Raw genomic sequence first — 15,601 nt, forward strand, 5'->3', positions numbered from 1 at the left:
ATTCACCTGTTTGTTAACGTAGAGGTCTATATCATATTGTATCGTTTGGGGTTTGAAATAATTTAGCGGACAAGAATATAAAAATTCAACAACTAGGAAAAGTAAGCTTCTTATTTTTGCAGCGCACCGAACCGAATTCCTTTGTTAGTGTTTCATAGACAGGTGAACCCCCAAAATGGTTGGAAAAATTGACAAACTAGACCCTAAAGAATACATCATCATTAAAGGTGCGAGAGTGAATAACCTCAAAAACCTGGATGTCGCGATACCGCGTGATCAGCTGGTAGTCATTACCGGTCTGTCTGGTTCTGGCAAATCTTCGCTGGCATTTGATACGCTTTTTGCCGAGGGTCAAAGAAAATATGTGGAGAGTTTGAGCTCCTACGCCCGTCAGTTTCTTGGGCGCATGGAAAAGCCTGAGGTGGACTATATCAAAGGAGTTGCGCCAGCAATCGCAATTGAACAAAAAGTATCTTCAAGAAATCCAAGGTCTACTGTTGGAACAACCACTGAGATTTACGATTATCTCAAACTACTTTTCGCAAGGATTGGAAAAACAATCTCTCCTGTTTCTGGTAAAGAAGTGAAAAAAGATACCGTTACGGATGTCGTTGATTATATTCTTTCGCATGAGGAAGGAGCAAAGCTCATGATCACAACCCCCCTCAAGCATAAGGAAAAACGATCGTTATCCAAAGAGCTTGAAATCCTGATGAGCAAAGGATACACGCGAATCATGATTGGTGCAGAAGTAGCATTCATTGAAGACATTCTCAAGTCAAAAGAAAAGCCAAAAGAAACCGTTGAAATCCTGATTGATCGAGCTGCAGTACAAAACGATGAGGCCACCCAGTTCAGGTTATCCGACTCTGTGCAAACTGCATTTTTTGAGGGAGAAGGGGATTGCTTTGTGACCATCGTAGGCAAAGGCAAAAAGAAATTTTCTGACCGATTTGAACTAGATAATATTCTATTTGAAGAGCCTAGTGTAAACTTCTTTAGCTTCAACAACCCATATGGGGCCTGTCGCCGATGTGAAGGCTTTGGAAGAGTCCTTGGAATAGATCCTGACTTGGTAATCCCGGATCGAAACCTATCTGTTTATGAAGGTGCTATTGCTCCTTGGAAAGGAGAAACCATGAAAAAATGGGCAGAACCTTTGCTTAGAGACGGCATTCGATTTGAGTTCCCCATCCACCGGCCGATAGCAGAGCTGACGCAAAAAGAATACGATTTGCTTTGGACTGGAAACGAATACTTTGAAGGATTAAATGCCTTCTTTTCTCACCTTGAATCCAAACTTCATAAGATTCAATACCGTGTGATGCTCTCTCGCTACAGAGGTAAGACAACTTGTCCGGACTGTCGAGGAACCAAGCTAAGAAAAGATGCGAGTTATGTGAAAATCGTTGATCATTCCATTACAGATTTGGTCTTGATGCCAGTTAAGAAACTGAAGCCATTCTTTAAATCGATCAAGCTGGATAAACATGACGAAAAAGTAGCTAAACGAATCTTAGAAGAAATCAAAAACCGCCTGACATATCTAGAGCAGGTAGGTCTAGGATACTTGACATTGAATCGTTTAACAAGCACGCTCTCTGGTGGCGAATTTCAGCGAATTAAACTGGCCACTTCACTCGGTAGTGCACTGGTTGGGTCTATGTACATTTTGGATGAGCCCAGCATTGGCCTCCACCCGAGAGATACTGATCGACTGATTGATGTATTAAAAACGCTCCGAGATGTTGGAAATACGGTTATCGTAGTTGAGCATGAGGAGAAGGTGATGGAAGCGGCAGACCAAATCATTGACATTGGACCAGACGCAGGCGTATTTGGAGGAGAACTTGTCTTTCAGGGTAAAACCTCAGAAATGAATGGTGATACCAATTCCTACACTTCCAAATACCTTCAGGGCATGGAAACTATCCCGGTCCCAGAGCGAAGAAGACCTTGGAGAACTTCGGTACTAATAGAAGGTGCCCGAGAAAATAATCTTAAGAATATTGATGTTGAAGTGCCTCTTGGGGTGCTGACAGTTGTTACGGGTGTAAGTGGTTCCGGTAAGTCTACACTTGTTCGTAAAATCATTCATCCGGCCATCGGCAAGCAGCTTGGACTAATCGGCGAAGCTTCCGGAAAGTTTATTAATCTAACTGGGAATTATAAGAAAATTACACAGGTTGAATTCGTAGATCAAAACCCCATCGGGAAAAGTTCGCGTTCCAACCCCGTGACATATGTGAAAGCCTATGATGCAATCCGTCAGCTCTTCTCGGATCAGCCATTTTCTAAAACCAACAATTTTAAACCTGCCCATTTTTCTTTCAATGTTGATGGTGGAAGATGTGAAGTTTGCGAAGGGGAAGGAACTGTGAAGATTGAAATGCAATTCATGGCAGACATTCACTTAACGTGCGAAAACTGTGGAGGTGAGCGCTTCAAAAAAGAAATACTTGAAGTCAAGTACAATGACAAAAACATTGCGGAAGTCCTAGGCCTTTCCGTGCAGGAAGCCATCGAATTCTTTGAAGGGAATAACACAATTATTAATAAACTTCAACCGCTTTTTGATGTAGGTCTTGGCTATGTGAAACTTGGACAAGGATCTAACTCTTTAAGTGGTGGAGAAGCACAGCGTGTGAAGCTAGCTAGCTTCTTATCAAAGGGAAGCAAAAGCAACAATACGGATCACATCCTTTTCATTTTTGATGAGCCAACCACAGGTCTTCATTTTCATGACATCAAGAAGCTACTTGATGCGATTAATGCATTAGTAGATGCTGGTAATTCAGTAGTGATCATTGAGCACAATACAGAGGTAATCAAGAACGCCGACTGGATCATAGATCTCGGGCCGGAAGGTGGGGAAGAAGGTGGAACAGTTTGTTTTGCAGGGTTGCCTGAAGATATGATCAAATTGAAAGACAACTACACTGCACAATACCTAAAGGAGAAACTGTAGAATTAACTTCACTCAATTCAAGTATTTTCTCATTCGATGGTTAATGCTTCCAACATTTGGGGTATCGTTAGGATTACCCTCTATAATTCCTGATAAAAATCCTATCGCCTTTTCTTCAAAACCAAGCGCCTTGGCTACTTTTTCACTGAATTTAATTTCACTCAGCAAAACCTTGCCATCAATCTTCATGAGCTTCACCGTATAGATGAGTATATCAACTTTATCATCAAAACTCAGATTCTTAATGAGGTTCTCTGTTTTATCCGCGCTCTTGAGAAGCTCTTTGAGCTCTTTTAATGATAAGCCTTCGAGATCAGCTAGGTGACGAATAAATTCTTTTTCAGAGCTATCAAAGTCGCCATCTGCCTGCGCTATCCCGACTAGCGCTCTGAATTTTACAACATCTTTCATGTATCAAAGAGATTTTAATTCTACAAGATGATGAGAAACTATTTATTATCATCGATATCCACATCACTAATTGATGAGTCGTAGGCCTCTATCGATTAATCTCGTTGTCTATTGTTTTAGTTGTCAAAATACGCTCCCAACTTTCTCATATTCACGTCATTCACCTCCACGTCATATTTAACCTGGCCTGCTTCAATTAATATCACTCGATCACACGATTCTGCAATATTTTGAAGGTTATGACTAGAGACAATGACGCATCTACCTTTTTCTTTTTGTGCGCGGATTAGCTTTCTCAACTTCGCTTGAGATGTAGGGTCTAAGTGCGCAAATGGCTCATCCATAATCATATATTTTGGATCTCCGGCGAGTATCGATAAAACACCAATTCTCACTTTAGTACCTGTAGATAAATCGCGGATGTATTTCTTGTTTTCAGTAATGTCCTTGTTAGAAAAATCAGAATAGTTTGCAAGAAGTTCTTCTACATCAAACTGAGATTTTTTCATCTTCAAAATGAATGTTAAATATTCTTTAGGCTTCAAAAATTCAATTAGAAAAGATTCATCTATAAAGGCGTTGAGGTGATTTTGCCAATCCGCCGAAATATTCACGTGAACATCTTCGACAGCTACGAAACCTGAATCAGGTTTTAGCAGATCCAATACAGACTTAAAAAATGTAGTCTTGCCAGCTCCATTATTTCCCACAATACCCACACATTCTCCTGGATGGATTTCCAAATCTTCAATGCTAAGTGCAGAGATACCATTAAAAGATTTAGTAAGATTTTGAATTTTGATCATGACTTAAAGCTTTGAGATAAATGATATTTTTTTGAATGATATTTTTTTGCGATCAGATCGGTGATAGGATTAAATAACATTAAGCCAACTATGCCCATAAGTCCCAACAGATATATCGCGTTTTCTCCAATTACCGCCTGACCTATCCCATAAATAAATAATGGTAATAAGGTCACGAGAAAACTGCTTACAAAAATCGGCCCTGTCATCATCCCACTATAATTCATGAATGAATTCTCCGTTAAAACAATTTTCGTCCTATTTAAGGTAGATCGGTAAAGAACTAATGGGATGGTTACACCTACATTGTAAAGGAATAACACAAATAAACTGGTCCAACTTAATCCGTTTATCATTGTAGGAATAGAGGCAAAAAGCAATCCAACAACACAAGTGCCCGCATAAAACAGGTACCTTGTTTTTATGAAATTACTTGGTGAAATATTAGTTATTAGAAAGTCAAAGTAACTCCCTTCCCATCCCAATGAATACACCCCGTGTTGAATGATGAAAAACCCAGTAGTAATGAAAAAAATTAGTGTGGTCATCATCCATTCCGTTTTGCCATCGACCAAAAATGGAAGGAATAATACACTAATCAAGCCTAGCAATAAATTGCTTCTTGTCCGTTTGTTTCTAACGAGTAATGCCCATTCCAGTTGAAATACTGGATTCTTGAAGCTTAATACAGGCAGTGATTCTAAAAGTCCTGACTTCCCTTGTTCTTCGTGAACTTCTCTTTTTTCAATTGAACTCTTGACCATATGGTAAGCAAGAAGAGCACTTATTGCTAGCATCACACAAGCAATCAATGGATTAATTAAACTATGTCCAATATGTAGTGACGGCAAAAGCCATTGAATAAGCACGGTGAGAAATAGAGCTATGACTATGAAGGTTTTTATTTTGCTATTGGCAAATTGAGAGATGAGCCCAACAAAGTGATTGCTTAACCACCATGCGCCAACAGTAATCATCGCTGTAGTGCCCAGCCACTCATTTGCTTTAAAGGCAACGATGAACATGGTAATCGCCAAAACAAATGGCATGATGCCGAATAGGGATGTGAACAAATATTGGCTTGCAATCTGCTTCGAAGCACTATTCCAAAGCACATAGTACTTCAGCTTGGGCAAAGGCCTTCTATATACCAGCCGTATCAGCAAATCCAAAAAGAGATAGAGCATCAAAAAAAGGTGATAGTTTATCTCTCGTTGAAAAAAGAATTCACTTGTAGAACCTGCATAAAACTCCAGCTGATCATAGGTGAGTGCAATTGAGCTACCAAACAAAATTGCTATTATGATAAATGCAAGCACTTCACCATCGAAGGAGGTACTTCTAACAACTGATTGATAATGATGTCTTAGATAGAATAAATTCATTCAGGATAGGTTTTGGAGCGATAATGCTTCTCGGTTAGTATCATTGCACTCTTAAAACTTACAAAGGACATGAGAAAAAATATTGTGGCTGGAAATTGGAAGATGAATTGCACGCTACCAGAAGGTAAAAAACTAGCTTCAGAAGTAATCCATATGGTAGAAGATGAGGTGAAAAATGATGCGCAAGTAATCTTGATACCTCCTTTTATTCACCTCACAGGTATTCACAGCCTAATAGGTTCTTCCAATAAAGTTTTACTAGGCGCACAAAATTGTCATCAGAGTCAAAGTGGTGCCTTTACAGGTGAGGTGTCAGCGGCGATGTTGGTTTCTTCCGGCGCTACACATGTTATATTGGGTCATAGCGAACGGCGTGAATATTTCGGCGAGACCGACGAGTTATTGGCAGAAAAAATAAAATTTACTCTCGAGAACAACCTCACACCAATATTTTGCTGTGGAGAAAAACTGGAAGTCCGCGAAGCAAATGATCATGAAAGACTAGTCAGCCTACAGGTGGAAAAGGCATTGTTCAACCTTTCTTCCGAAGACATTATAAAAGTGGTGATTGCCTATGAACCCGTTTGGGCCATCGGAACAGGCGTAACAGCATCAGCAGAGCAGGCACAGGAGATGCATGCCTTCATTAGAAACCATATTGCCTTAAAATATGATCAAGAGGTAGCTGCGGAAATCTCCATCCTTTATGGAGGAAGTGTGAAACCAGAGAATGCAAAAGAAATTTTTTCTCAGCCAGATGTTGATGGAGGTTTAATAGGCGGGGCAAGCCTTAAGTCCCGTGACTTTACCAACATTGTAAAAGCTTTTGATTAATGGAATTCATTACCATCAAGGTCACCTGCTCTACAGAACTTATTGATGTATTGATCGCTGAGCTCTTTGAGGCAAAGTTTGATTCTTTTCAGGAGTTGGATGATGGCTTTGAGGGGAGTTGTGAACAGTCCCAATTTGATGAAAAACAGGTAAAAGAAATTTTCAACAATTACTCAAATGTCTCATTTCTAATTAAGGAACAAGAAAAAATAAACTGGAATGAGGAATGGGAGAAAAATTACAATCCCATCATAGTGGGGAACAAATGTATTGTCAGGGCCTCCTTTCATGATCCGCAACCTCAGTTTGAGTATGAGATTATCGTGACTCCCAAAATGTCTTTTGGCACCGGTCATCATGCCACCACATATCAGGTGCTGGACTACCAAATGACGATCGATCATACAGAGAAAAAAGTATTGGATGTAGGCACGGGCACAGGCATCTTGGCCATCATGGCTCATAAGCGAGGCGCATCGACCCTTGCAGCTACAGATATAGATCAATGGTGCATAGAAAATAGTGAAGAGAATTTTGCGTTGAATGAAGTGAAAGACGTGAGGTTAGTTCTGGGACAAATTTCAGAAGTCGATCAATCAGATTTTGACATCATCATAGCCAACATCAATAAAAATGTACTAATTGATCAGATAGGCGAATATGCTAAGCGATTAGTAGATGGTGGCCAGCTTATACTCAGTGGGTTTTATGAAGATGATATCGAAGATCTGGAGGCTGAATCGGCAAAACATGGGTTGAAAAAGATAAAATCTACAACCCGCAATAAATGGGCAATGCTCGTACTAGATAAACTCTCCGTCTAAAACAATCGTCTTATTGACAGTACAGTGAGGACTTATAAATATCTTTAACACTCTATGCGCTCGCTTTTAGTTTCAGTTTTAGCGCTTGTGCTGATTGTAAACACTGCACATGCACAGCGATTTTCCAATGACAAAACGGAATTTCGAGGACAAGCTATTGCTAAGCTGAAATCCATTGGGACTGAATCAGCCAATAAGATAGCTTTTGATTTTCAGAATGCTTGGGATGGCAAATTCACAGCAGATCAACAAGATAGAGCTCATAAGATCGCGTTGACAATGCAAAAGAAAGGATACAAGTTTTATCCATATTTCTATCATTACTTCACATATCTGGCTTATTCAGTAGCTCAGGAAAACCTTCAAAGAGATCAGCTGAATAAAGTTCTGGAGATCAACGAGCAAGTAGTTCAAACACTCAGCAAGTCCGAATACAAGGAATTTCTCTTTGGCCTTAATATATATTTTGCCAGACGCTACCTGAGTCTAAGCAAAAATTTAGCAGTTCAAGCAGCAGAAGGCTCATATGAATTTAAGCTATTAGATGAGTACATCGACCTGGAGCCTGAAGAAATGGCTACTAAAGAAGCCGTTCCAGATGATTCTGTGGTTTTAATCTCAGAAGACGAGATGCCAGTAATTCTAGATGAGCCAGCAGATGACTCATGGGGAAATAGTAATGACTCATGGGGCAACAATGATAGTTGGGGTAATTCCGACGATTCTTGGGACACCAGTAATGATTCGTGGGGAGATAACAATTCATCCGAAGATTCATGGGGAAGCAACGACTCCTGGGGGAACAACAATGATGCGTGGGGCAATGAGTCCGAGCCAGTCGTTGAAAAACCCAAAGCAGTGCGCCCAAGCTACACACCTTCAGTAACTGATTACCTTACTTTAAAGCAATATCAATATGTGCATCCTGAATTGGAAGGACCAGTAATAGAAATAACAGATGCACGCACCATCCTTTCCACACCATATGACTCTATAAAAATTAAAAGCGTAAAAGGAACTTTTCTTTTAAAGAGCAGAACGTTAGTAGGATCACAAGGCTCGTTAGATTGGCCTGGTCAAAATGTAAAATTTCGTGGTGCTGTTGTTCAGCTAAAAGAGTTCCACATAAAAAAAGATCGCTCCGATTTTTGGACGCCTAATGCCTCGTTACAATTCGATCAACTCACTGGCGCAGGTAAAATTGATGGCGTCTTTGAATTTAAAAGTACTGCCAGGCCCGCACGGTCACGCAATAAATACCCAATATTCACATCAAATAAAGCAGATGTTACTGTCAAGCTAAACGACGACAAACTGAGCTATACCGGGGGCATCCAATTACAAGGAAACAGATTGTTTGGCAAATCCGTTTCACGCGAAAATGGTACCTTAAAAATTCTTGACGGTAGAGGAAATACTGTTGTATTGAAATCAAAAGAATTTATTCTGGGTGATTCGCTTGTTTCAATGAACAACGGCACAATATCAATACTTCATGGCAGCGACTCGATTACTCATGAATCCGTCCGTGCCAAATTCGACATGACAACAAGGAAGTTGATGGTTCTTAGAAACAGTGGATTGACATCTTATACATCCTCCTACTTTGACGTCTCCATGAATGTAGATTTGGTCACTTGGAACATGGAAGCAGATTCTATTTCAATGGAAATAATGAATGGAAAGGATTTGCTACCAGCCACATTTGAGTCAGAAGATTTCTTCGACTTGATTAGATACAGAAAAATAGGCAGGTTCTTAGACTTTCATCCAATCAATGCATTCGTCTTTTATGCGCGTAAATATGACCTGGAAGATTTTTATATAGGAGAACTTGCTGTAGAATATGACATAAATGAGAAACATGCACAAGGAGCCGCAAAACTTCTTTCTCAATATGGTTTTGCAAGTTACAATCGGGACACTGGGCATTTAAAATTGCTTCCAAAAGCATTCCTTTATTATGATGCCTCGGCAGAAGCTGTTGATTTCGACAATTTAATGGTTCCATCAAAAATAAAGAATGGCGCTAATGCCTACATCCAACTTGATAGTGGTAAACTTAACATCAGAGGTGTGTCCAGATTTTATCTTACTACAGATTTTAAAATATATGGAGAACCCCAAGACAGTACCTTGACTCTTCTTAAAGGACGCAATCTTGAATTTGATGGCATGATTCACGCTGGAGATTTTCAATACAAAGGGTTTGGCCACCAATTTGATTATGAAGAGTTTATTGTGAATATGCCTCAGATTGATTCAATGCGATTGACTGTTCCGTTGAAAGATTCGACCAATACTGATGCTGGGCTACAAACAACGACCCTACAAAACGAACTAACAGAAACTTCAGGCACCCTACATATCAATAGTAGCAACAACAAATCAGGAAGAGTTGAAAACAGAAGGTATCCATACTTTAATTCCGATAGTGAAGCCATTGTGTATTTTGACGGAAAGGAAGTTTTAAATGGTGCTTACGACAAATCTGTAAAGTTCATAATCCCACCATTTGAAGTAGATAGCCTGGAACGAAAAGATGGTGAAAGCATAAGTTTCGAAGGAACATTTAATTCCGGCGGGATCTTCCCAACTTTTCCCGAGACACTTCACATTCAGGAAGATCGATCATTAGGTTTTAAACACCAAATACCGGCCGAAGGATATAACCTATACGGTACAGAAGCTAAAACTTATGAAGAAATAAGACTTAGCAATAAAGGGATGCGAGGTTATGGCCAAATTGACTTCCTGACCACTACTATCTATTCAGACGACTTTATCTATTATCCAGATTCCGTAACTACTGATGGTACAGGTGGGGTAATCTCCCCCGGAACATATAAGGGAGCGAGCTATCCAGAAGCCGTCATTGGCACCTATGATATGTATTGGCTTCCAAGAAAGGACAGTATGTATTTGAGGACAGTAGGAGAACCTTTCAAGTTTTACAATGCAACGGCAGAATTAACTGGAGAAGCTAACATTACAACAAAAGGTGTTTTTGGTGGAGGAACCATGCTCACCCGCGGTTCAAAAGCCATATCTTCAGAACTAAGCTTTAAAGAGCTAGAGTATGGAGCAAGACATGCTCAATTTGAAGTTTTGACCGATGATTCTGAAAAACCAGCTATGGCAGGAGACGATATTCGATTGGACTTTGATCTTACAAATAACACAGCCACCATCCGACCTGAACGTATAGGAGTGGCAGCCATCTCTTTTCCGTATGCACAAATGAAGACGTCAATCACCGAGGCTGTTTGGGATCTGGAAGATTCGGTTGTAACAATGACAAAACCGGATAACATCCCGATTGAAGACTCATATTTCTTCACTACTAGAGACGATTTAGATTCATTAGCATTCAATGCTGAAAAAGCTATTTATGATATAAATACACAACAACTCAATGTCCAGGGGATACCATTCATTACCGTTGCTGATTCGAAGATTATTCCGGAAGGTCATGAAACAACTATCCTGGCCAATTCTGTACTTCAGAAATTCGACAATGCTGAGATAATCATCGACACCTTAAACGGGTATCACTACCTGGATCGAGCATCCATTCGGATCATTTCAAGAAATAAGTTTGAAGGAAACGCATTTTACCAACAGATTGTAGGTGTAGACACGTTCGATATACGCTTCGACAGCTTTGAGTTGCAAGAAGTGCCGGTAGGTGAGCCAGATCGTAGAGGCAACTATGAGACCAGACTGATGACCGTTTCAGGTGGGGAAGTTATGGAAAGTCAAAATGTGGTAATCTCTCCTGGCTTTTTCTATAAAGGTTCTGTAACCATGTTTGCCTCAAAACCAGCATTGGAGCTTGATGGATATGTAAAACTAGATCTATCTGATCCGACTTATAATTATTGGGTGCAATTCAATAGAAAAGAAGGCGAAAGAGATGTTTCACTACCATTCGATAACGCGCTCCTGGAAAGTGGGGAAGTAGTTCGTGCTGGCATCCATCTGGATGTTAGGGATGAACTTTACACCACATTTGTAGAGCCCAAAGCCAACGGTTCTGATCTCGACTTTTTCGTTGCTAGCGGAAACCTAACCTATACAGACTCTATCCAAACCTATCGCATTGAAAATCAGGCAAAAACAAATGGCAGCTCATATCAAGGGCATACCATGATGTATATGGATAGTTCAAAGGCTGTCATTTTTGAGGGGAAAGCTCAATTTATTAGTCCACTGAACGCGCAAATAAAAGTTGGTGCATCGGTACTTGGGGTCGGAAATAAAGAATCCAACGAATACACTGCAGATGCTATGATTGCTTTAGATTTTCCGGATGCTCCTTCCGGCTCGTTCGAGATAATGGCATCTGACCTCATTGAGATTATCGAGCGTATAGGCCCTCCGCCCGCGAATGACATTTCTTTAGAAATGCTTTACAAACTTGCTAACCTAACAAGTGATGCAACTGCGAAGCAGTACGAACAATCGAGCCTGAAAGACTACACTCCACTGGTGTCCGTAACACGCGAATTAGAAAGACAGTTGTTGATTTCCCGCGTTAAAATGCAATGGAATAATGATCAGAAAGCATGGCACAATACAACCAAACTGGCCATCTCAAATATTTATCAAAACGACCTCAACGCGAAACTTGACGGATTCTTGGAAATCAAAAAAGATGAGTCGGGTGCCGAAGTTGTCAACCTTTTCATTCAAGCTGCACCTGGCATTTGGTATTACATTGGATACACATTTAACCAACTGGTCCTGTATTCTTCAAATACAGAGTTTAATGAGCTGATAAAGTCAAAGTCCAATGTGGAAAGTTCGAAACCTGGCGAAATGATTATCGCAGTGGGAACAGAAACCGAGACCTTGACTTTCATCAACGATTTTAGGTTGAACTATTTTGGTATCAAAGAACCATATAACCTCATTTCCCCTGACGATGCCAACGTGGAGGATGAAAACTTCGACACTGTTGAAGAGGACGATGACGATGGGTTTGGGTTTGAATAACCACCTTTTAGCACTAATGTATGGCAGAGCAACTCTTCCTGAATTAAGTTTGCCAAAAAAATACCTCATGAGCGCGATTTCCTACATTGAAGAACACAAAGAACAATTCCTGTCAGAGCTATTGGACTTACTTCGTATCCCATCCGTAAGCGCAGATTCCAAATTTGCAGGAGATGTAAGACAAGCTGCCGAATTCCTTAAAAATCGGTTTGAAGAACTAGACACTCATGTAGAAATCTGTGAAACAGCAGGTTACCCGATTGTATACGCTGAGCACATCAAGGATCCAAGCCTCCCCACAGTACTTGTATACGGACATTACGATGTGCAACCAGCTGATCCATATGAGCTTTGGGATTCACCTCCATTCGAGCCTGTTGTGAAGAATGAAAAAATCTTTGCCCGAGGCTCTGCTGATGATAAAGGTCAGGTATACATGCATGTCAAAGCATACGAAGCACTTATCAAAACTGATAGCCTTCCATGCAATGTGAAATTCATGATCGAGGGTGAGGAAGAAGTTGGCTCAGAAAACCTCGAAATATTCGTTCGTGGCAATATGGAAAAATTGGCTGCTGATGTAATCCTTATATCAGATACCGCAATTCTTAGCAACGATACACCATCCATTACTGTTGGCCTTAGAGGTCTTAGCTATCTGGAAATAGAAGTTACCGGCCCTAATCGTGACCTGCACTCTGGAACATATGGTGGTGCTGTCGGAAATCCAATCAATACGCTTTGCCAAATGATTGCTTCTCTCCAAAATGAAAAGGGCGAGATCACAATTCCAGGATTTTATGACAAAGTAGAAATTCTATCTGCTGAGTACAGAAAGAAAATGAACCAGGCGCCATTCAATTTAGACGATTATAAAAAGCATCTGAATATTGACGCTGTAAAAGGTGAAGAAGGATACACCACCATTGAGCGTTCTGGCATTCGTCCTACGCTTGATGTCAATGGAATTTGGGGAGGATATATTGGAGAAGGAGCAAAAACCGTGTTGCCTTCAAAAGCTTATGCTAAAATCTCCATGAGATTGGTTCCTAATCAAAGCAGCAAAGAAATTACTGAACTATTCACCACGCATTTTCAGAACATTGCCCCGGATCATGTAAAAGTGAAAGTAACACCACATCACGGAGGAGAGCCATCTGTAATTCCAACAAATTCGATTGGATATAAAGCCGCTGCAAAAGCAATGGAGAAGACTTGGGGTAAAGAACCAATTCCTACCAGAGAAGGTGGTAGTATCCCAATCGTTGCATTATTCCAGGATGTATTAGGTCTGGATTCTATTTTAATGGGTTTTGGTCTCAATGAAGACGCGATTCATTCACCAAACGAGAGCTACGGACTGTTCAACTATTATAGAGGAATTGAAACGATTTCACATTTCTATCAGTTTTTCACTGATATGTCAAAATCATAATCGATGAAGAAGGCCCTTTTTCTTTCATATCTCATACTGTTTGCCACATCTGCTTTCAGCCAGATTCTCAAGCCCATTAGCTGGGAGGTAAGTTTATCAGATAATTCTCCAGAAGTCGGTGATGAAATTGAAGTTCGCTTTAAGGCTAAAATCGAAAAAGACTGGTATCTCTATTCATCAGATTTTGATCCTGATTTAGGTCCGATGGTCACAGAGTTTGAGTTTATATCAAGCGATACTTATCAACTTCTTGGAGAAATTCAACCCATCAACCCACTGAGAAGATATGATTCTGTAGTTTGGGAAGGCGAATACAGCTACTTCAAGAAAGAAGGCTTGTTCATTCAAAAAGTAAAAATTTTAAAAGAAGACTTTAAGATTTCAGGAAACTACCTATACCAGGTTTGCTCTGATGTTGACGGTAAGTGCATCCCTTTTGATAATGAGTTTTCTCTGCCAAGCAAAACCAAAGATTTAAAAAAAAAGACCGAATTAGATCAAGAAGGAAGTAGCCTCTGGTCCATCCTACTTACTGCTTTTTTGGCTGGATTAGTCGCTCTTCTCACTCCATGTGTCTATCCAATGATACCTATTACGGTATCCATTTTTCTTAAGCAAAGCAAAAGCAAAAGAGAAGGGATCACTAAAGCTTTGATATATGGACTATCTATTATCGTTTTCTTTAGCCTGCTCGGGTTTCTGATCTCCTTTATCTGGGGCTTTACGGCGCTAAATGAACTAAGCACTCATTGGCTTTTCAACCTGATTATTTTCTCCGTTTTCATCGTTTTTGCACTTTCTTTCTTTGGCCTGTTCGAAATGACACTTCCTTCAGGATTGGTCAATAAAATTGATAAACAAGCAGATAGAGGTGGCTTCATTGGTATCTTCTTTATGGCCATCACTTTGGTCCTTGTTAGCTTTTCCTGCACCTTTCCAATTGTAGGAACAGCTCTGATAAACACACTTAGTGGAGGAAGCATTTTGGAAGGCACCATGGCCATGTTTGGGTTTTCATTAGCATTTGCAATTCCGTTCACAGGTTTCGCCATATTCCCAGCCTGGCTCAAATCAATTCCTGAATCTGGAGGCTGGTTAAACTCAGTAAAAGTCGTTTTGGGCTTTTTAGAACTCGCGCTCGCTCTCAAGTTCTTAAGTGTTGCCGATCTGGCATATCATTGGGAACTTCTCGATCGTGAGGTTTTCATTGCATTATGGATTGCGATTTTCGGTCTCCTTGGTTTATACCTCATCGGTAAGTTGAAGCTTAAAAGTGATTCTGATTCTGATAAAATTTCTGTAGCACGGTTAATTCTGGCAGTTGCTACGTTCTCATTCGTTATATCGCTGCTTCCTGGATTGTGGGGAGCTCCGCTAAAGTCTCTTTCAGGATTTCTACCTCCAATGTCCACACATAATTTTAACCTTTTGCAAGAAGAAGCTGGTGGAAATACGTGTGAAGATCCTAAATACAATGATATCCTCCACTGGCCTCATGGGCTAAATGGCTACTTCGAATACAAGCAAGCGCTAGCATGTGCAAAAGAGCAAGGTAAACCTGTTTTTATAGACTTCACAGGACATGGCTGTGTCAATTGCAGAGAAATGGAACAGCGCGTATGGTCAGATCCAGAGGTACTAAAGAGGCTAAGTAAGGATTTCGTCTTAGTCGCTCTATATGTGGACGATCGCACTAAGTTACCAGAAAGCGACTGGTACCAATCTACCTACGATGGCAAGACCAAAAAGACAATAGGGCAGCAAAATGCCGATTTTCAGATCACCCAATTCAATAACAATGCACAGCCATTTTATGTCATAATAAATGCGGAGGAGGAAATGTTGATTGCTCCAAAAGCCTATGATCTGGACATTTCGGTGTTTGTTGATTTTCTTGATAAAGCCTTGGAAAACCATCTAAATGACGCAGCTTTGTAGCG

The 15,601-nt window shown here is 40.3% G+C and carries 9 protein-coding genes; 6 read left to right on the plus strand and 3 right to left on the minus strand.

What is annotated here, in order from left to right:
- Positions 1 to 175 precede the first annotated feature (175 nt).
- Positions 176 to 2,968 carry an excinuclease ABC subunit UvrA gene (gene uvrA / locus ABJG98_RS10410; RefSeq protein WP_348279452.1) on the plus strand — a complete coding sequence of 931 codons (2,793 nt, stop codon included), beginning with the start codon at positions 176 to 178 and terminating at the stop codon, positions 2,966 to 2,968.
- A gap of 12 nt (positions 2,969 to 2,980) precedes the next feature.
- Here uvrA and ABJG98_RS10415 read toward each other — a convergent pair whose 3' ends face one another.
- From ABJG98_RS10415 to ABJG98_RS10425, 3 genes are all read right to left on the minus strand, one after another.
- Complete coding sequence (locus tag ABJG98_RS10415) at positions 2,981 to 3,379, minus strand: hypothetical protein (protein ID WP_348279453.1); 399 nt, start codon at positions 3,377 to 3,379, stop codon at positions 2,981 to 2,983.
- 116 nt (positions 3,380 to 3,495) lie between these two features.
- Entirely contained in the window at positions 3,496 to 4,185 is a 690-nt protein-coding gene (locus tag ABJG98_RS10420) for an ATP-binding cassette domain-containing protein (RefSeq protein ID WP_348279454.1), read from the minus strand.
- Positions 4,182 to 5,570, minus strand: coding sequence for a DUF5687 family protein (locus ABJG98_RS10425; protein WP_348279455.1), 1,389 nt, complete (start codon positions 5,568 to 5,570; stop codon positions 4,182 to 4,184). Before ABJG98_RS10425 ends, ABJG98_RS10420 begins: the two co-directional genes overlap by 4 nt.
- A 69-nt stretch (positions 5,571 to 5,639) precedes the next feature.
- On the opposite strand from ABJG98_RS10425, the gene tpiA reads away from it, so the two are divergent.
- From tpiA to ABJG98_RS10450, 5 genes are all read left to right on the plus strand, one after another.
- The gene (gene tpiA / locus ABJG98_RS10430) at positions 5,640 to 6,404 is read left to right on the plus strand and encodes a triose-phosphate isomerase (protein WP_348279456.1); all 765 of its coding nucleotides are present in this window, start codon (positions 5,640 to 5,642) and stop codon (positions 6,402 to 6,404) included.
- Positions 6,404 to 7,228 carry a 50S ribosomal protein L11 methyltransferase gene (prmA, locus tag ABJG98_RS10435; RefSeq protein WP_348279457.1) on the plus strand — a complete coding sequence of 275 codons (825 nt, stop codon included), beginning with the start codon at positions 6,404 to 6,406 and terminating at the stop codon, positions 7,226 to 7,228. Before tpiA ends, prmA begins: the two co-directional genes overlap by 1 nt.
- Positions 7,229 to 7,282: 54 nt before the next feature.
- Complete coding sequence (locus tag ABJG98_RS10440; RefSeq protein WP_348279458.1) at positions 7,283 to 12,226, plus strand: hypothetical protein; 4,944 nt, start codon at positions 7,283 to 7,285, stop codon at positions 12,224 to 12,226.
- Between the two features lie 67 nt (positions 12,227 to 12,293).
- On the plus strand, positions 12,294 to 13,661 hold the full coding sequence (locus tag ABJG98_RS10445) for a dipeptidase (protein ID WP_348279459.1): 1,368 nt from the start codon (positions 12,294 to 12,296) through the stop codon (positions 13,659 to 13,661).
- A gap of 3 nt (positions 13,662 to 13,664) precedes the next feature.
- Positions 13,665 to 15,599, plus strand: a complete 1,935-nt coding sequence (locus tag ABJG98_RS10450) for a thioredoxin family protein (RefSeq protein WP_348279460.1) — start codon at positions 13,665 to 13,667, stop codon at positions 15,597 to 15,599.
- The last annotated feature ends 2 nt before the right edge of the window (positions 15,600 to 15,601 follow it).

This window comes from Ekhidna sp., from assembly GCF_039960695.1.
GTDB lineage: Bacteria > Bacteroidota > Bacteroidia > Cytophagales > Cyclobacteriaceae > Ekhidna.

What these genes read in the sequence shown, in the direction of transcription:
- uvrA (WP_348279452.1), top strand. Translation starts at nt 176, where the DNA reads ATGGTTGGAAAAATTGACAAACTAGACCCTAAAGAATACATCATCATT.
- ABJG98_RS10415 (WP_348279453.1), bottom strand. Translation starts at nt 3,379, where the DNA reads ATGAAAGATGTTGTAAAATTCAGAGCGCTAGTCGGGATAGCGCAGGCA.
- ABJG98_RS10420 (WP_348279454.1), bottom strand. Translation starts at nt 4,185, where the DNA reads ATGATCAAAATTCAAAATCTTACTAAATCTTTTAATGGTATCTCTGCA.
- ABJG98_RS10425 (WP_348279455.1), bottom strand. Translation starts at nt 5,570, where the DNA reads ATGAATTTATTCTATCTAAGACATCATTATCAATCAGTTGTTAGAAGT.
- tpiA (WP_348279456.1), top strand. Translation starts at nt 5,640, where the DNA reads ATGAGAAAAAATATTGTGGCTGGAAATTGGAAGATGAATTGCACGCTA.
- prmA (WP_348279457.1), top strand. Translation starts at nt 6,404, where the DNA reads ATGGAATTCATTACCATCAAGGTCACCTGCTCTACAGAACTTATTGAT.
- ABJG98_RS10440 (WP_348279458.1), top strand. Translation starts at nt 7,283, where the DNA reads ATGCGCTCGCTTTTAGTTTCAGTTTTAGCGCTTGTGCTGATTGTAAAC.
- ABJG98_RS10445 (WP_348279459.1), top strand. Translation starts at nt 12,294, where the DNA reads ATGAGCGCGATTTCCTACATTGAAGAACACAAAGAACAATTCCTGTCA.
- ABJG98_RS10450 (WP_348279460.1), top strand. Translation starts at nt 13,665, where the DNA reads ATGAAGAAGGCCCTTTTTCTTTCATATCTCATACTGTTTGCCACATCT.